This window comes from Veillonella parvula, from assembly GCF_032472435.1.
Lineage (GTDB): Bacteria > Bacillota > Negativicutes > Veillonellales > Veillonellaceae > Veillonella > Veillonella parvula_N.
In genome coordinates, this window is record NZ_JAWEGM010000001.1 from 129,485 (window position 1) to 147,287 (window position 17,803).

General features: G+C 38.7%; 16 protein-coding genes, 1 pseudogene and 1 other annotated feature. Of the genes and pseudogenes, 16 read left to right on the forward strand and 1 reads right to left on the reverse strand.

The genetic code is table 11. The annotated features are described in order from the left end of the window. The first annotated feature begins 273 nt into the window (after nt 1–273). From alaS to E7A03_RS00650, 11 genes are all read left to right on the forward strand, one after another. Nucleotides 274–2,889 (forward strand): alanine--tRNA ligase, encoded by a 2,616-nt coding sequence (gene alaS / locus E7A03_RS00600; protein WP_316073562.1) that lies wholly within the window; start codon nt 274–276, stop codon nt 2,887–2,889. 154 nt (nt 2,890–3,043) lie between these two features. Further along, the gene (locus E7A03_RS00605) at nt 3,044–3,304 is read left to right on the forward strand and encodes an IreB family regulatory phosphoprotein (protein WP_004696366.1); all 261 of its coding nucleotides are present in this window, start codon (nt 3,044–3,046) and stop codon (nt 3,302–3,304) included. Further along, a complete protein-coding gene (gene ruvX, locus E7A03_RS00610; protein WP_004696363.1) occupies nt 3,304–3,723 on the forward strand; it encodes a Holliday junction resolvase RuvX in 420 nt (139 codons plus the stop codon). The genes E7A03_RS00605 and ruvX overlap by 1 nt, the downstream gene beginning before the upstream one ends. Nucleotides 3,724–3,749: 26 nt before the next feature. Further along, nucleotides 3,750–4,046 (forward strand): DUF1292 domain-containing protein, encoded by a 297-nt coding sequence (locus E7A03_RS00615; RefSeq protein WP_008601328.1) that lies wholly within the window; start codon nt 3,750–3,752, stop codon nt 4,044–4,046. Nucleotides 4,047–4,289: 243 nt separating this feature from the next. Further along, entirely contained in the window at nt 4,290–5,723 is a 1,434-nt protein-coding gene (gene mltG / locus E7A03_RS00620; protein WP_316073563.1) for an endolytic transglycosylase MltG, read from the forward strand. Nucleotides 5,724–5,746: 23 nt separating this feature from the next. Continuing rightward, nucleotides 5,747–6,355, forward strand: a complete 609-nt coding sequence (locus E7A03_RS00625; RefSeq protein ID WP_004697053.1) for an O-methyltransferase — start codon at nt 5,747–5,749, stop codon at nt 6,353–6,355. Then, nucleotides 6,355–7,599 (forward strand): peptidase U32 family protein, encoded by a 1,245-nt coding sequence (locus E7A03_RS00630; RefSeq protein WP_287518687.1) that lies wholly within the window; start codon nt 6,355–6,357, stop codon nt 7,597–7,599. The genes E7A03_RS00625 and E7A03_RS00630 overlap by 1 nt, the downstream gene beginning before the upstream one ends. Before the next feature lie 3 nt (nt 7,600–7,602). Continuing rightward, the gene (locus E7A03_RS00635; RefSeq protein WP_060919163.1) at nt 7,603–7,878 is read left to right on the forward strand and encodes a DUF4911 domain-containing protein; all 276 of its coding nucleotides are present in this window, start codon (nt 7,603–7,605) and stop codon (nt 7,876–7,878) included. A 101-nt stretch (nt 7,879–7,979) separates the two neighbouring features. Beyond that, nucleotides 7,980–8,969: a hypothetical protein gene (locus tag E7A03_RS00640; protein WP_316073564.1), complete on the forward strand. Its 990-nt coding sequence runs from the start codon at nt 7,980–7,982 to the stop codon at nt 8,967–8,969. 236 nt (nt 8,970–9,205) lie between these two features. After that, nucleotides 9,206–9,438: a binding site (T-box leader), on the forward strand. Nucleotides 9,439–9,579: 141 nt separating this feature from the next. Beyond that, nucleotides 9,580–11,490 (forward strand): threonine--tRNA ligase, encoded by a 1,911-nt coding sequence (gene thrS / locus E7A03_RS00645; protein WP_316073565.1) that lies wholly within the window; start codon nt 9,580–9,582, stop codon nt 11,488–11,490. A 158-nt stretch (nt 11,491–11,648) separates the two neighbouring features. Beyond that, nucleotides 11,649–12,854: an MFS transporter gene (locus E7A03_RS00650; RefSeq protein WP_315307279.1), complete on the forward strand. Its 1,206-nt coding sequence runs from the start codon at nt 11,649–11,651 to the stop codon at nt 12,852–12,854. 164 nt (nt 12,855–13,018) lie between these two features. On the opposite strand, the pseudogene E7A03_RS00655 reads toward E7A03_RS00650, so the two are convergent. After that, a pseudogene (locus tag E7A03_RS00655) lies at nt 13,019–14,514 on the reverse strand (DASS family sodium-coupled anion symporter). A 435-nt stretch (nt 14,515–14,949) separates the two neighbouring features. Between E7A03_RS00655 and infC the strand changes: the two are divergent. The 5 genes from infC (at nt 14,950) to E7A03_RS00680 (ending at nt 17,691) form a co-directional block, all read left to right on the forward strand. Continuing rightward, entirely contained in the window at nt 14,950–15,468 is a 519-nt protein-coding gene (infC, locus tag E7A03_RS00660; RefSeq protein WP_008601314.1) for a translation initiation factor IF-3, read from the forward strand. Nucleotides 15,469–15,488: 20 nt separating this feature from the next. After that, nucleotides 15,489–15,686, forward strand: a complete 198-nt coding sequence (gene rpmI / locus E7A03_RS00665; RefSeq protein ID WP_004696338.1) for a 50S ribosomal protein L35 — start codon at nt 15,489–15,491, stop codon at nt 15,684–15,686. A gap of 46 nt (nt 15,687–15,732) precedes the next feature. Further along, nucleotides 15,733–16,083 (forward strand): 50S ribosomal protein L20, encoded by a 351-nt coding sequence (gene rplT / locus E7A03_RS00670; protein ID WP_004696335.1) that lies wholly within the window; start codon nt 15,733–15,735, stop codon nt 16,081–16,083. A gap of 143 nt (nt 16,084–16,226) precedes the next feature. Next, nucleotides 16,227–16,781, forward strand: a complete 555-nt coding sequence (locus tag E7A03_RS00675) for a hypothetical protein (RefSeq protein ID WP_316073566.1) — start codon at nt 16,227–16,229, stop codon at nt 16,779–16,781. Nucleotides 16,782–17,049: 268 nt separating this feature from the next. Then, nucleotides 17,050–17,691 (forward strand): PdaC/SigV domain-containing protein, encoded by a 642-nt coding sequence (locus E7A03_RS00680; RefSeq protein WP_227037082.1) that lies wholly within the window; start codon nt 17,050–17,052, stop codon nt 17,689–17,691. The last annotated feature ends 112 nt before the right edge of the window (nt 17,692–17,803 follow it).

A 17,803-nucleotide genomic window follows, 5' to 3' on the forward strand; every position in this document is an offset into this window, starting at 1 on the left:
ATAACTAGCTATAAAAGAGGCTATACGAATCAATTTTGTTTTGTTGATTTGTATAACCTCTTTTTATGTTTATTATTTATGATTTAACTAGCATTGACCAAATTTGACCTTTACTTTTATTGTAAAAAATATGGATTTAAAATTATATTTTTTACGGTTTACTTGAATTGGTGTGAAAGTGCGTAAATTCCGCATAATCTCAATGTTTTTAATAGATTTTATATCGTTTTTGAGTTATAATGAAGAGTAAATAATTTTAGGAGGAATATACACATGAAGGGTAATGAACTGCGTCAAGCATACTTGCAGTTTTTTGAAAGTAAAGGACATTTAAAATTAGATAGTTTTTCTCTTATACCAGAAAACGATCCGTCTTTGTTATTGATCGGGGCAGGTATGGCGCCATTGAAGCCTTTCTTTACAGGTAAATTGGTACCTCCTTGTCGTCGTATTACAACATGCCAAAAAAGTATGCGTACCGGTGACCTTGAAAACGTAGGGCGTACAGCACGGCATCATACATTCTTTGAAATGTTGGGGAATTTCTCTTTTGGGGACTACTTTAAAAAAGAAGCTATTCATTGGGCGTGGGAGTTTTTAACTGAGGTTATTAAACTCGATAAAAATAGATTATATGTTACTGTATATCCAGATGACCAAGAGGCATATGATACATGGCATAATGATTGTGGTGTAGAAGAGAGCCATATCACGCGTCTCGAAGATAACTTCTGGGAAATTGGCGAAGGCCCATGTGGTCCAGATAGCGAAATCTTTTTTGATCAAGGTCCTGAACATGGTTGTGATGACCCTAATTGTGCGCCAGGCTGTGATTGCGATCGCTATCTTGAAATTTGGAACTTAGTGTTTACTCAATTCAATAAAATGCCAGATGGATCTTATGAACCATTACAACATAAAAACATCGATACAGGCGCCGGTCTTGAACGATTGGCTTCCGTATTACAAGGCTGTAAAACAAACTTTGAAACCGATTTGATTTTCCCAATCATCGAAGCCACTGCAAAACGCGCTGGTGTTACATATAACGAAGATCCAAATACAGATGTTTCTTTAAAAGTTATCGCTGACCACGCTCGTGCTGTCACTGCATTGATCTCCGATGGCGTATTGCCATCCAACGAAGGTCGCGGCTACGTATTGCGTCGTATTTTACGCCGTGCTGTACGTCATGGCCGTTTACTTGGTATTGAAGGTATCTTCTTAACACCACTTATTGATATAGTCGTAGACATTCTTGGTCCTGGTATTACATCTATTGCTGAGAAACAAGACTTCGTTAAACGCGTGGTTCAAAATGAAGAAGAACGCTTTAACCAAACCTTGGAACAAGGTCTTGAGTTATTAAACTCCTTGATCGATACATTAGCTGCTGAAAAGGCAACTGTAGTTCCTGGTTCTGAAGTATTCAAACTATATGATACATATGGATTCCCTTGGGAATTAACAGAGGAAATTGCTTCTGAACGTGGTTTTACAATCGACCATGAAGGCTTTGAAGCTGCTATGAAAGAGCAACGTGAACGCGCTCGTGAAGCCCGTGTTAAAGAAGATGCAAAGGTAGCAACACCGGATATTACATTCTTGAAAGACGAAGAACTTCTTGAGGACGAGGCTGTAGAAGCATCTTCTGTATTGATGATAGGTAAAGGTGCTGAACGTTTACAAACAGCTGCTGACGGTGATGAAATTACTATCATCGTACGTACGACTCCATTCCATGCAGAAGGGGGCGGTCAATTAGGCGATACAGGTTTTATTGTGGGCCCAATGGGGAAGGTAGAGGTTCATAACACTAAACGTTTACCAGAAGGCACTGTATACCATATCGGTACTGTTGTAGAAGGCTCCATCTCTGAAGGCGATGATGTCACTCTTGAAGTGGATACAAATCGCCGTGCAGCAATGGCTCGCAATCATACAGCGACCCATTTGTTACATGCAGCTTTGAAACAAATCTTAGGTGAGCATGTAAACCAAGCAGGTTCTTTAGTAACTCCAGATTACTTGCGTTTCGACTTCACCCATTTCTCTCCTGTAACGGAAGAGGAACTTGATCAAATCGAAGCACTTGTAAACGAAGAAATTTTAAAAGCTACGGACCTAGCTATTGCTGAAATGTCCATGGACGAAGCAAAAGCGAAAGGTGCGATGGCACTCTTTGGAGATAAATATGGCGATGTAGTTCGCGTTGTAGAGGTTCCTGGCTTCTCCGTTGAATTATGTGGTGGTTCTCATGTAGGCAACACAGCTTTCATTAGTTCCTTCCGTTTAACATCTGAAGCTGGTATCGGTTCTGGTGTACGTCGTATCGAAGCGATTACTGGTCGTGCAGCTCTTGATGCAGCAAAACAAGATCGTTTGACTATTGAACGTATGGCAAGCGAGCTTAAAACTAAAGCACCTCAAATAGAAGAACGCTTACACCAAGTGTTGACAGAAGCTAAAGACACAGCAAAAGAATTAGAACAAATTCGTAAAGAAGTTTCTGCAGCGGGTGCAGCTGACATCGTTGCTGGTAAAGTTGTGATAGGTGATGTTGAATTTGTTGCCGCAGCTGTAAAGGCGTCCTCCATCGATGAATTGCGTGATTTAGCTGATATGGGCCTTGATAAATTGAATGGCTCTGGTGTGGTTCTTGTAGGCGCTGCTATGGGCGATGATAAGGTAAACTTTGTATGTAAAGTATCTAAAGATGTCGTTGCTAAAGGTGCAAAAGCAGGTAATATTGTTAAAGCAGCAGCTCAAGTAGCTGGAGGTAATGGCGGTGGCCGTCCGGATATGGCACAAGCAGGTGGCAAAGAGCCAGCTAAATTAATGGAAGCATTAAAAGCTGGTGGTGAAGCCTTAAAATCTATGTTACAATAGGCATATAATTTTATAATTATACTTGTATCTGTTATAGAAATTTTTTATAATGCATAAAAAGTTACTGACTTTGTAGCTTTAATTCAAGTATAATAGTAGGTGAGATTTCACTTGTATAGTGAAATCTGCCGATGTAATAAAAAGGAGGGATACGATGAACGTTTCAGATGAAACCATGTTATTCCGTAAAGTAGACGATGAACCGATGACCGCTGAAGAGGTGCTTACGCGTGTTTATCAATCTATTCAAGAAAAAGGTTACAATCCAATTAATCAAATCTTAGGGTATCTAATCTCTGGAGATCCTGCGTATATAACAAGTTATAATAATGCGCGTTCCGATATCCGCCGTTTAGAGCGTGATGACTTGATTGAAGAATTGTTGAAAGAATACGCAAAGGCTAAACAATTATAATGAGAATTATGTCATTAGATGTAGGCAGCCGTACTATTGGTATTGCCTGTAGCGATGCACTGCTCATGACTGCACAAGGTATTGAAACCATTCGTAGAACATCTCTGGAAAAAGACTTTAATCGCTTACAAGAACTCATTTCTGAATATGAAGTACATGAACTTGTGGTAGGTATGCCGAAAAATATGAATGGTACAAAAGGTGAACGGGCTGAAAAGACTGAAGAATTCGTTGCAAAAATGAAGGAAGTCATCGATTTACCTGTTACATATTGGGATGAGCGGTTATCTACTGTTATGGCTGAACGTCAACTCATCGCAGCTGACGTGAGCCGTAAAAAGCGTAAATCTGTTATCGATAAAATGGCAGCGGTTGTAATTTTGCAAGGATATCTAGATCGCTTGCAGTTTAATAAATAAGTATTTTTCCTTAAGGAGGGTTTCCAATGGTTGACCAAAATTTTGAAGGTGAAGTGTATTATTTGGAATTCGAAGACGAACATGGTAATAAACAATACTTCACAGAAGATGTTATCTTGAGCCATGAAGGTCAAGAGTATGCCGTTCTTGTACATGTACAAGATGAAGATGCCGACCATGAAGGTCAAGATGACACGTACATGATCTTGGCTCGCATCGAAACAAATGAAGAAGGCGTAGAAGAATACGTACCTTTGGATGAAGAAGATGAAAACTTTGAAACTCTAGTAAAATTGTATGAAGACATGGATGAAGACGAATAATTGTCTTTAGCATAAATTTAGCGTGTTGTCAGTGGACAATGCGCTATTTTTATTTTGTTATACATTATCATTGTTGTACAAAGAAGGGACTTCATTCATGCTAAGGGCATAACAAATACATAAAATTAATATATTGCATAAAATGGAATAAGTGGAATCATTGCCCTTTTATATAGGGGAAATATAGAGTTTATGGTATAATGAATTGATATACTGTTATGTTACAGAAAGGAACTCAACAACGTGAGAAAAGCCTTAAGATATATTTTGATTCTAGTTATTATAGGTATATTAATTATTGGTGGAGGCCTTGGTGCATTGTACTTTGTACCGAATACCTTTGCTCAAGATGATGGAACACAAGTAGTCGTTATAGAAAAAGGTCAAACGGGTACTGAAATTGCAGATATGCTTTTTGAAAGAGGGCTAATTCGCTCAACTCAGGGCTTTAAGCTCTGGTTATACTTGAGTGGCACCAATGATAAGCTTCAAACTGGCCATTATCAAATACCTAATAAAGTAACTGTGCGCGAACTCATTTCTTTGTTACAAGAAGGTCATGTAGAATCTATTCGTGTTACAATTCCAGAAGGATATACAGTTGGTGATATTGCTATCGTTCTTGAAAAGAATCAAATCATGAAGGCGAAGGACTTCTTAGCTGAAGCTAAGACCTATGTACCATACCCTTATATGAAAGGTACAAAACCTGCTACATATCCTGTAGAAGGCTTCTTGTTCCCAAGCACGTATGAAATCCCCGTAGGTGCTACGCCTCGTGATGTTATTCAAATGATGGCTGACGAAATGAATCGTTACCTTACACCAGCTGTGAAGAAACAAATTCAAGCTCAACATATGAGTATTCATGACTTTGTAACCTTGGCGTCTATTGTTGAACGAGAATCTTTATTTGATGCAGACCGTCCAACTATTGCAGGGGTATTCAAAAAGCGTCTAGCTCATGGTATTCCATTGCAATCTGATGCGACTATTTCCTATGTACTTGGCTATGCGAAAGAAAATGTAACGATTGGTGATACGCAATTGCAAAGCCCGTATAATACATATGTATCTAAAGGTTTACCACCAGGACCAATTGCAAACCCTGGTAAAAAAGCCTTAGATGCAGTATTACATTCTGAAAATACAGATTATTTATACTTCGTAGCAGATAAAGAGGGGCATAATCACTTCTCTAAATCTTACGAAGAACATTTAGCCGCGGTTAATAAAATTTATGGTGCTGACACAGTAAAAAATTCTTCTGCTAATACTGAAGTAGCTGCACAAGCTGGTCCTAACTATGACGTAGCAGTAGCGACTACAGAGCCTAATTATAATTATAGTTCTGCAGAAGCGGTGGAAGCAGATTCTCAATATGTTGACGTAGAACCTAGTTATAAATACACACCAACTACAGTTCCAGCAGCTGAGATTCCAGATCCTGTACCAGGTTCAACACAAAATCAATCATCGACGCAAGTCACGCCGGCTGCTCCATCCTATGGAAATAATACAAATAACAATATGTATGTACCAACGACGACACCTGTACCTGAATCGATGCAGAATGTTATTCCTAATGCACAACAAGTACCACAAATTCAGGTAGAATCTGCAAATCCTGCTGAACGCTCTACGTTGGTAGTTCCTAGTGGTACTAACAATAGATAATGTAGGAGATTTAATCTACTTTCATGACATTAAATGATATTTTAAATGAACAGCGTATTTACGCGATGATTAATGATGTGCCGATTTTACGAGAGTCTGAGGTTCATCTATTTGAAGAATTAATAGGTTTATACCGGCCCACCTCTGTGTTAGAGGTGGGCACCGCCATTGGTTACTCCGCTTTGTTGATGGCTCCGCTACTCGACGAGGAAGAGGGGCATATTACATCCATTGAACTGGATGATGTGCGTCACGAAATGGCGAAATATTATATTAACCAATCCGATTATGCCGATAACATTACATTGCTGAAAGGCGATGCATCTCAAGTCTTAACGGAACTCACAGGCGAATATGATCTAGTGTTTTTAGATGGTCCAAAGGGGCAATATTTAAAACAACTTGAACTTATTTTGCCACATGTGAAAGAAGGGGGCGTCATTCTTGCAGATAATGTACTCTTTAGAGGCTACGTAAGGGGCGATAAGGAACCACCAAAACGGTTCAAAACCATCGTAAAACGGTTACAAGAATACTTAACATATGTTGAAAATAAAGAATTGTTTAACACTACCATTTACCCAATGGGTGATGGCATGAGTGTGAGTGTGTGGAAAGGGCACAACAAATAATGGCAGAACATTTTATGGAATTGCTTTGTCCTGCAGGTAATATGGACAAGCTTAAAATGGCTATCCGCTATGGTGCGGATGCCGTATATTGCGCAGGTAAACGCTTTGGCTTGCGCGCAGGAAACTCTAATTTCTCCGACGAGGAATTAAGGGAAGCTGTAGAATTTGTACATGCACATGGTAAAAAGATTCATGTTACATGTAATATCATTCCTCATAATGAGGATTTTGAAGGTTTAGAGGATTATTTGAAATTCCTTGAAAGTATCGGTGTTGATGCTATCATCGTTGCCGATATGGGTATCTTTAGCCTTGCTAAGCGCGTAGCTCCAGGTTTAGAGCTTCACGTAAGTACACAAGCTTCCACTACGAATTGGCATACAGTTCAAATGTGGAAAGAACTTGGTGCCACACGTGTTGTAGCGGCTCGCGAAGTATCCTTAGCAGACCTTAAAGAAATGAAGGATCATGTAGATATTGAAATTGAGTCCTTCGTACATGGTTCTATGTGTATTTCTTACTCTGGTCGCTGCTTATTGTCTAACTATATGACAGGTAATCGCGATGCGAACCGTGGTCAATGTTCTCAATCTTGTCGATGGAAATATTCTCTTGTGGAATCTAATCGACCTGGTGAATATTACCCAATCGAAGAAGATGAACATGGCACGTATATCTTTAACTCTAAAGACTTGTGTTTAATTCACCGCATTCCAGATCTATATGAAGCTGGTATTGATAGCCTTAAAATCGAAGGTCGCATGAAATCCGTTCACTACTGTGCCACAGTGGCAAAAGTATATCGCACAGCGATTGATACATACCTTAAAGAAGGTAAAGATTGGTACGTTCGTCCAGAATGGATTGCAGAATTAGAAAAGATTTCCCATCGCCCTTATACAGACGGCTTTGCTGAAGGTCGTCCTGATGAAACGGCGCAAAACTATGGTAAATCTACGAATACTCAAAGTCATGACTTCATCGGTTTAGTTATGGGCTACAACGAAGAAGAAAAATACGTTGATCTTGAACAACGTAATAACTTCAAGGTGGGTGATAAGGTAGAATTCTGTCAACCAAAAGGGGAACTCGTTGAAACTGTTATCGAAAAAATGACAGATGAAGATGGTAATCCTATCGATGTAGCACCGCATGCACAAATGAAAGTACGCATTTACATGGATACACCACTTGAACCGTATTCCATGATGCGTCGTGAGTGCAAACCTAAAGAGGATGAATAGTTTATGAGTGGTGCAGCCTTAGAGCCGAGTAAATCAATTGGTGCATTTCCAGATGTACCCGATTTAACCACCTCTGGAGAAGAAGCGTATGTGTACTTTCACATTGATCCTAAGCATACGAATTTCATCAATCGCATCATTGAAGGCTATGAATATTTAGGTGTTATGACCTCTGTAGATGCGAGTGGGCGCTGCATGTTGCGTTGCACACCATCTACAAGGCCCTTGGCGCTTGAAGTATTAAGTAGCTTATCCGACTATGTCACTATAGAAGGTTAAGTATAATTTTGATTGTAAATCGTATGAGGAAATTTTATGACTATACTAGATTTACAATTACATCAAATGTATACAAATTATAGAGAAATGAGAGTATATCTATGAAACAATCTATTTTGAAACGCGCATTATTAACAGCTTGCCTTGGAGTATCGATGGCAAGTGTAGCTATGGCGGGCCCTGTAGGCCCTGTCGTTATTCCTCAAGCAGGGGATGTGGTTGTTATCAATCATGGCCCTGATATGACGTTTACAGGGAATATCAATTTTGATGTGGAAAGCCAAACTAACAACAATTTACAAATTGGCTCTACTGTGATTCCTAATGTAGTATATGGTGCGGCATTCAATAAATCTGGTGCACCAGATACCATCATCCCGGCTCAAACGTATGTATATGTAGGCACAAAAGACGGGGCGAATGCTTTCACAGAAGCTAGCGATGCAGATAAAAAAGGTGCAAGCTGGAATGTGGAAACATTAAAGAAAACTAAATCTGGCGATGTACAATTGGCGAGCCGTGGCGTTCCTGAAAAACCATTGGCTAACCAAGTGGCGACCATTAAAGATTCCATTATGCTTAGCGCTGTAGATCTTAGTATGACAGAAGTAGGACGCAATAGCAAGGGTGTTTTATATATGACTGTGCCTAAGGAATTGAAATTGACTGCTGACACAGGCATTCCTGATGATGTGCGTGAAACGATGCCAGCCATGTTCCGCGGCAAGATGGGTGACTCCCTCATGGTAAATCTCATGCCTCTAAATGAAGAAGAAAAGCAACAATTAGCGGCAAATCCACATAATGCAAATACAATCGTATTTAACCGTGGTATGAACATGGCAAAAATGATCGGTTCCTCTGCGCGTACAAGCAAGGTGTATACATACATGAAGGACCATTATTTGAACCTTGTTATCGTAGCGAAAGATTACGATGATAACGGGGCTCGCGGTAGCGGTGTTATGATGGTATCTAAACAAGATAACTCTAACGACGTGCTCTTAACACTCTACAAAGGTCCAGACCTTTCCACTAGCAAGTTGGAAAAAGTAATTGGAGCTATGCTGTCTACAAACTTCAAACGTTAATTTATAAATAATGCATATAAAATGGCTCGAGATTCTGATATGTTCTGCCTTTACTGGTTGTCTAGTAAAGGGGAGCATATCATTCGCGGGCCGTTTTCTTTAAAATATAAATGTATCAATATAAATGAAGAGAAGATTTACAATTTATGGATTTAAAAAATTACAATTTATAGTTTTCAAGAAATTTACAGTTAAACTGTATTGAATTTTTTAGTCCTCTATGATACTATAATCTAGTAAAAGTGATGCAAAGGACATGATTCTTTTATCCCTGTGTACCAGAGAGAGGCAGATGCTGGAAATGCCTTACACATATATTAGAGTTACCCCCTTTAAACTGATTTGTCGAACCTAAGTAGGCAAGTACGGCCGCCACCGTTATCGGGCTTAATGAAGTGAATTAACTATACACATATATTGGTATAGGTAGTTAACTAGGGTGGAACCGCGAATGATCTTCGTCCCTTGTTTGTAGGGATAGAGGATCTTTTTTTATTACCCAATTTCTTCAAGATATTTACTCACTGTATATGTATTGTGTGGTATGTGAGTATATTGGGGACAGTGAAAAATTAAAGCTATCCTAGTTTATAAATTGGAGGAAAGAAAAATGGCAGATGTAAAAATCATTTTACCGGATGGTAGTGCAAAGGAATACGCTGCTGGCACTACCCTTGGGGAAGCAGTAAAACAATTATCTAACAGCTTGGCTAAAAAAGTACTAGCTGCAAACGTAAATGGCGAATTAACAGACCTTCGCGAAGAACTTGTAGATGGCTCTGAAGTTGCGTTCTTAACATTCGAAGATGAAGGGGGCAAACATACTTTGCGCCATACAGCTTCTCATATCTTGGCACAAGCTGTTAAACGTTTATGGCCTGAAGCTAAATTGGCTATCGGACCTGCTATCGATAAGGGTTTCTACTATGATATCGATATGGAACATACTTTGACTCCTGAAGATTTGGGTAAAATCGAAAAGGAAATGAGCCGTATTGTAAAAGAAAATTTACCGATTACTAAATCCGTTATGCCTCGTCAAGAAGCTATCGAATTCTTTAAAGCTAAAAATGAAGATTACAAGGTAGAATTGATTCAAGATCTTCCTGAAGATGCTGTAATCTCTTGCTATGCGCAAGGCGACTTCATCGATCTTTGTGCAGGTCCTCACGTGGCATCCACTGGTAAGGTAAAAGCTTTCAAATTACAAAGCATTGCAGGTGCATACTGGCGCGGCGATGAAAAGAACAAAATGTTGCAACGTATTTACGGTACAGCATTCGAGAAAAAAGAAGAACTTGATGCATACCTTCACTTGCTTGAAGAAGCAGCTAAACGCGACCACCGTAAGCTTGGTAAAGAACTTGGCTTGTTTGTTATCAAAGAAGAAGGTCCTGGTTTCCCATTCTTCTTGCCAAAAGGCATGGCTCTTCGCAACGAATTAGAAAACTTCTGGCGCGAAGTTCACCATGAATTTGAATACGAAGAAATCCGTACACCAATCATCTTGAACAAACAATTGTGGGAAACATCTGGTCACTGGTTCCATTACCGTGAAAATATGTACACTACAATCATCGACGAAGAAGAATATGCAATTAAACCTATGAACTGCCCAGGCGGTATCTTAGTTTACCAAAACGAAATGCACTCTTACCGTGACTTCCCATTGCGTTACGCTGAACTTGGTCTAGTTCACCGTCATGAATTATCTGGTGCATTACACGGCTTGTTCCGAGTACGTGCTTTCACACAAGACGATGCTCACGTATTCATGTTGCCATCTCAAATGCAATCTGAGTTGATGAAAGTTATCGAATTATTTGACCGTATCTATAGTCAATTCGGCTTGAAATATCATGTAGAATTGTCCACTAAACCTGATAATGCAATGGGTGATGACGCCATTTGGGAAGCAGCGACAGAAGCATTGCGTAATGCTATTGAAGCGAAAGGCATTCCATACGTAATCAACCCTGGCGACGGCGCATTCTACGGTCCTAAACTTGACTACCATATCGAAGACTCCTTGGGCCGTACATGGCAATGTGGTACTATTCAATTGGATATGAACTTGCCAGAACGTTTCCAAATTGAATATGTTGGTGAAGATGGTCAAAAACATCGCCCTATTATGATTCACCGTGCATGCTTCGGCTCCATGGAACGTTTTATCGGTATCTTAACTGAACACTATGCAGGTGCATTCCCAACATGGATGGCTCCTGTACAAGTTAAAATCTTGCCTATCTCTGAAAAACACGTTGAATATGCTAAGGACTTGGCAAAACAAATGCACCGTGACTATGTACGTGTGGAAGTAGACGATCGCAGCGAAAAAATCGGTTATAAAATCCGCCAAGCACAAATGGCAAAGGTTCCATACATGCTTGTTGTGGGTGATAAAGAGGTCGAAGAAGGCACAGTTAATGTTCGTAAACACGGTGGTGACGAATTGGGCTCCGTACCATTCGAAGAATTCTTCAATTCTATTAAAACTGAAATTAAAGAACGCAACTAATTATTTACTCTCCTAGTAATTATAATGTTATAAATCCCCCTCACATCTTGCACAATTTAAATTAGTCTGTATAATTTAATAGTGATGAGATTATAAGAGGGGGATTTTGTATTATATTCGCTTTAATTGTTACCTGTGAGTAGCGAAAGGAAATGACTATGAAAGAAGTAAATTCATACGGTTGGAAAGCTGTTATTGGTTCCTCTATTGGCTATGCCATGGATGGGTTTGATCTCTTGATTCTCGGCTTTATGTTGAGCTTAATTTCAGGGGACTTAGGTTTGACCACAGGTCAAGCAGGTTCCCTTGTGACGTGGACCTTGGTAGGTGCTGTAATTGGTGGTTTTATCTTTGGTACCTTGTCAGATAAGTTTGGCCGTGTTCGTGTGTTGACATGGACTATTGTATTATTCGCTGTATTCACTGGTCTATGTGCTTTTGCACAAGGGTATTGGGATCTTCTCATATATCGTACAATTGCCGGTATCGGCTTAGGCGGTGAATTCGGTATTGGTATGGCCTTAGCAGCTGAAGCATGGCCTGCACAACACCGTGCAAAAGCGACGAGCTATGTTGCCATCGGTTGGCAGTTAGGCGTATTGGCCGCAGCACTGTTAACGCCCGTATTACTCCCTTATATTGGCTGGCGTGGTATGTTCATGGTTGGCATTATTCCTGCCTTTGTAGCCTGGTTCTTTCGTGCGAAATTACATGAACCAGAAATCTTTGTTCAAAGTAAAGAAATTAAGGAACATTCCCATACGAACTCATTCAAGTTATTAGTAAAAGATGTAAGAACTACAAAGACATCTATAGGTGTTGCTATTTTAACATCTGTTCAAAACTTTGGTTACTACGGTATTATGATTTGGTTGCCTAACTTCTTGAGTAAGCAATTAGGGTTTTCTCTTACAAAATCGGGTTTGTGGACTGCCGTAACTGTATGTGGTATGATGGTCGGCATTTGGTTATTCGGACGATTGGCTGATAAAATTGGTCGTAAACCGACATTTATTTTGTTCCAAGTATGTGCTGTGGTATCTATCTTGATTTACTCTCAACTATCTGATCCAACAGCTATGCTATTTGCCGGTGCTATTTTAGGGGCCTCCGTAAATGGTATGATGGGTGGCTATGGTGCCTTGATGGCGGAAGCATATCCAACAAGTGCTCGTGCAACAGCTCAAAATGTATTATTTAACATTGGTCGTGCTGTAGGTGGCTTTAGCCCAATGGTAGTAGGCATGATCATCTCACTGTACTCCTACCAAGTGGCAATCGCTTTCCTCGCGATTATCTATGTAATCGATATTTTAGCAACCGTATTCTTAATTCCTGAACTAAAAGGTAAGGAATTAGAATAAATAAATAATTTTGAAAGCTTTACATTGAAAAGAACATAGACGTTTTATATTGAAACGCATATAAAAATCAAGAGGCTCTGTCATAAGACAGAGCCTTTTATAGTATGTTTAATTTAAAATATTAGAATTATCTAGAATATTTGGTCTATTTAGAATATTTAGACTTAAGCAATTCCGATCCAGTGCCAGTATGTAAGTGCAAATACGAGCATTATTACATATCCAATAATTGTTAATGGAATACCTGTAGTCATAAATGTTTTTACGTCGAATGTATCTGTACCATAAGCTACCATGCCTTGTGGTGAGTTTACTGGTAATACTAAACCGAAGCAGATTGCATATTGCATGAGCATTGTTACGCCAAGTGGATTAAGTCCTTCTGCGTTATGTCCTACTACAATAGAAATTACAATAGGAATCATGGCAGAGGAGAGGGCAGTGGCCGATGCAAAGCCTAGGTGAATCATAATAAGGAATGCAGCCATTACGGCAATTAAGATGAACACGCTAGCGCTTTCAAGGGAGAAGGCATTGACGAATACTTGAGCAAGCCAAGTAGCTGCTTTTGTTTTAAGCAATACAGAGCCAAGACCGATACCAGCACCAAACATAACGATGGAACCCCAGTCGATGTTTGGCTGTGCAAATTTCCAGTCCATAATGCCAATTTTAGGGAAGAAGAATAAGGCAATTGCTATAATTGTAGTTGTTGTAGTATCGATGGTATGTAATTTACCTCCCGTTGCCCACAATGCTAATAAACCGATAGAGATGCATAATAGTTTCTTTTCATCAAATGTCATTGGACCGATTTCTTTACGCATTTTAGCGAGTTGTACATCACCGCCAACGAGTTCTTTAAACTCAGGTTTAATAAAAGCTTGCGTTACAAAGTAGGTAATGATAGCCATAATTATGGAGAACGGTGCAGCTGCTGTGAGCCAATCAATCCAACTTACAGATGTATTCATCTGTGTTTGCATAAACCCAACAGCTACGAGGTTTTGAGCGGCAGCTGTTTGAATCATAATATTCCAAAATGTATCTGCTTGTACGGCACCTACCATGAGTAGGGCTGCTACACGACTTTTACGTTCAATACCTAAGTTTTCAACGATACCGATAATAATTGGAGCAAGACAAGCGATACGAGCCGTTGCACTCGGTACAAAGAAGAGGCTAGAATAAGACCTGTAATAATAACACCTAAATAGATACGGCTTACCTTTGTGCCTACACTAGATAACACGAGCATGGCAATGCGACGATCGAGACCTGTTTTACGCATGGCTACAGAAATAAACATAGCGGCACCGACGAGAATCATCGCAGGAGAAGAATAACCTGAAATAATCAGTTTTAAGGCATTGGCTGTGCCCATAGCTTTCGCTGGCGCTTCTGGATTTGGAGAGAAGCCTAGTAATAAGGCCGTGAGCGCCGTAATCATGGTCGCACTTACCGGATAGGATACAGCCGATGTCATCCACAAGATGATAGCAAAGGCGAGGACACCAATCATGCGATGACCACCGGTAGATAATGGCTCTGGTGTTGGTAATAATAAAATGCTGCCTAAAACAATAAAGGCAAGAATAAGACCTATATTTTGAACTGTTGTACGCTCCTTTTGAGAAGGCGAACTAGTTGTTACACTCATAATAAAACCCCTTTCACTTTGTGTAATACCTATTACTGTATAATACCTAGTTAGATAATGTTTAGTTAGATAATGTTTAGTTAGATAATACCTAGTTAGGTAGAATATATTATATATATTATTGTATCGTATTTTTTCTATAGAATTAATAATTATATTATAGAAATATTGTATACATAAAGGGGGATAGGTGTCAGTAAGTATACCTATATACAGAACTTATAATCTCTGTTATACTGTAAGAGTTGTAATAATAAATTGCTGAGAGCAACCTAAGATTGTTGTTGACTTTCACTATCTAATTTGTTATTATAATTAAGTAATTTATGAAGCAGAGGCCATCCGCCACTCACCTAATACCAAGAAGTATGAGGTTAATATAGAGAATTCTATTCGGATGGTGTTTGCCGTCCGTTTTTTTTTATTCTCTTGGAGGTGAACGCTATTAGCAAGGATACACCACGCATTAATGAAGAGATTCGTGCTCGTGAACTTCGTGTCGTAGGTCCTGAAAACGAACAAATCGGTATTATGTCTGGCCGTGAGGCTTTGGCATTGGCTGAAGAACAGCATCTTGATCTTGTGGAAATTGCACCTAACGCTAAACCACCAGTAGCTCGCATTATGAACTACGGTAAATATCGTTATGAACAACAAAAACGCGAGAAAGAAGCGAAGAAAAAACAAAAAATCGTAACTTTGAAAGAAGTCAAATTACGTCCACATATTGAAGACCATGACTTTTACGTAAAAATGAAAAATGCATCCAAATTCTTGGCTGAAGGTAACAAAGTAAAAGTAACCATTATGTTCCGCGGTCGTGAGCTTTCACACCCTGAACTCGGCATGGCGGTATTGACACGTTTTGCTGATGAACTCAAAGAAACGGCGTCTATTGAAAAAGCAGCTAAGTTAGAAGGTCGTAACATGACCATGATTTTAGTAAGTAAATAAGGTATTGGGAGGATTATATTATGCCAAAAATTAAAACTCGTCGCGCAGCGGCTAAACGTTTCGCAGTAACTGGTACTGGTGAATTCAAGCGTGCGAAAGCTTTCAAAAGCCACATTCTTGAGAAGAAATCTCCAGCTCGTAAACGTAATTTACGTAAAGCTACATTGGTTGCAAAAGCTGACCACAAACGCGTAGCTAAATGCTTACCATACGCTTAATCGTTAACTATTAGATCGATACATCGTAATTTAGGAGGAATATACAATGGCAAGAGTGAAAAAGGGCGTTACAGCTCATGCACGTCATAAAAAGATTTTAAAATTAGCTAAAGGTTACCGTGGTACACGTTCCCGTTTGTTCAAAAAAGCTAACGAAACAGTAATGAAAGCGTTGTACTACGCTCGTCGTGACCGTCGTGCGAAAAAACGCGAATTCCGTCAATTGTGGATCGCTCGTATCAACGCAGCGGCTCGCATCAACGGTACAACTTACAGTCGTTTCATCGCTGGTTTAGCTAAAGCAGGCGTTGAAGTTAACCGTAAAATGTTGGCTGACTTGGCAGTTAACGATGCAGCAGCATTCGCTAAACTTGTTGAAGTAGCTAAAAACGCTTAATAGCATAACCATATATATATTGAGGACTCTCTTTGGAGGGTCCTTTTTTATGTGGTGAAAGTAATAGATTATCAATACTTTTATAATATGATATTCTATACATATAATGTGTGTGATAATATTAAAAGAGAGGATTTAAATTAATGAAAAAGTTATTTTCTATGTTATTGTTAGTATGTATAGTAATACCATTACAAATTCAAGCTATATCGATGGAAGCTATTAAAAATGATAAGAATAATATTCCTATTCTTACAGGGAAAAATGCCATTACGTATTTTGTAGACAAGAGTTCTATTAAAAGAATAGAAGAGAACCAGTTTATTTATAAAGCACAGGCAGTTGTATATGAGGTTGAAAATAATAATAGTCGTAGAACTAACTCATATATTCACAAGGTTTTAGTTACTTATCGTTATAATATAAACCATTCTGTAGCCAGCGTATTACGTACTCCACAGTATGCACAAGACTATTCACTCCTCATATATGCTAAACAAGCTAGCTCTGGTATGAAATTAACGATAAATAGTGTGGAAGATTTTAATTATGAAGGTGTGGCTTTGGGGAATTTCGGTAATATTCCACAACAATATGTTGATGTAGCTTTGCGTGATCCTAAATATGTTGTAGGTAACTATATCTTTAAAGAAGCTTATGGTACAGCTTTTGAAAATATGGCTCTTCATAAGAAATAAGATAAATGAGTTTATGGAAGTAGCTAAAAACGCTTAATAGCATAATAATACAGATTAAGGACTCTCTTTGGAGGGTCCTTTTTTGTATGGTGAAAGTATGATATAGCTACATTTATATTTTAGTGTAAAATACTAAATCGTTTTAGCTGTTTTATAAAGTGAAATAAACTATCAAAAAAGTAAAATATAAAAGAGGAGTTTTATTATAGCTTGTAGAACTAACATAGTAATAAACCTATTTAAGGTGCTTGTAAAAGGAGACATTATTATGGGAATCTTTAAAAAGCTATGTATGACCTCTATGTTAGGTGTTATGTTAACTGTACCAACGTATGCAACTGTTGTTACAGGCAGTCAATCAGATGTAAATTTAGATTTAAAGTATCCTTTAGTTTATACAGATCATGCTTATGCTCAAAGAGTTATTAATACAGATATTGCAAATTATGTACTCGAAGCAAAGGATATGTATTACAACCAACATATTTATCAAGTTTCTCAAAACTATAAGGTTACCTATGAGGATAGTCAAGTTGTTTCAATCCTACTAACTACCTATTATTACTACGCCGGAGCTGCTCATGGTATGTATAATACAAGAGGTCTTGTATATAATAAAGTAACAGGTCAACGCATTCCATTATATAACTATATAAAAATTGCGAATGCAGCACAATTGGATAACGGCTTACGATCCCATGTATTAAGTTATTATACAGGTAATCATACAAAGAGCTATATTCCAAGTGGATGGAGTGTAAAATATGTAACCGATAACTATTGCTTACGTGGTAAGGGGAACATTGATCTAGTTTACCAACCATATGAACTAGGACCGTACGCAGCTGGTAATACCTATATTGGTTTTACACCAAAAGCCATTGAATACTTTAACAGAATGAACTCCTGATAAAAGTATGTTGCTATATTGATCCTAACTGTATTTTGATGAATTAAATAGTATTCTTGTAATATACGACAAAAGCCTATAGTACATTTTTAGTACTATAGGCCTTTATCGT

Bases quoted from the DNA above. Each gene is read 5' to 3' on its own strand.
- rpmI (WP_004696338.1), top strand. From the start codon at position 15,489: ATGCCAAAAATTAAAACTCGTCGCGCAGCGGCTAAACGTTTCGCAGTA.
- E7A03_RS00605 (WP_004696366.1), top strand. From the start codon at position 3,044: ATGAACGTTTCAGATGAAACCATGTTATTCCGTAAAGTAGACGATGAA.
- thrS (WP_316073565.1), top strand. From the start codon at position 9,580: ATGGCAGATGTAAAAATCATTTTACCGGATGGTAGTGCAAAGGAATAC.
- rplT (WP_004696335.1), top strand. From the start codon at position 15,733: ATGGCAAGAGTGAAAAAGGGCGTTACAGCTCATGCACGTCATAAAAAG.
- E7A03_RS00680 (WP_227037082.1), top strand. From the start codon at position 17,050: ATGGGAATCTTTAAAAAGCTATGTATGACCTCTATGTTAGGTGTTATG.
- E7A03_RS00625 (WP_004697053.1), top strand. From the start codon at position 5,747: ATGACATTAAATGATATTTTAAATGAACAGCGTATTTACGCGATGATT.
- E7A03_RS00675 (WP_316073566.1), top strand. From the start codon at position 16,227: ATGAAAAAGTTATTTTCTATGTTATTGTTAGTATGTATAGTAATACCA.
- ruvX (WP_004696363.1), top strand. From the start codon at position 3,304: ATGAGAATTATGTCATTAGATGTAGGCAGCCGTACTATTGGTATTGCC.
- E7A03_RS00635 (WP_060919163.1), top strand. From the start codon at position 7,603: ATGAGTGGTGCAGCCTTAGAGCCGAGTAAATCAATTGGTGCATTTCCA.
- E7A03_RS00640 (WP_316073564.1), top strand. From the start codon at position 7,980: ATGAAACAATCTATTTTGAAACGCGCATTATTAACAGCTTGCCTTGGA.
- E7A03_RS00650 (WP_315307279.1), top strand. From the start codon at position 11,649: ATGAAAGAAGTAAATTCATACGGTTGGAAAGCTGTTATTGGTTCCTCT.
- alaS (WP_316073562.1), top strand. From the start codon at position 274: ATGAAGGGTAATGAACTGCGTCAAGCATACTTGCAGTTTTTTGAAAGT.
- E7A03_RS00615 (WP_008601328.1), top strand. From the start codon at position 3,750: ATGGTTGACCAAAATTTTGAAGGTGAAGTGTATTATTTGGAATTCGAA.
- E7A03_RS00630 (WP_287518687.1), top strand. From the start codon at position 6,355: ATGGCAGAACATTTTATGGAATTGCTTTGTCCTGCAGGTAATATGGAC.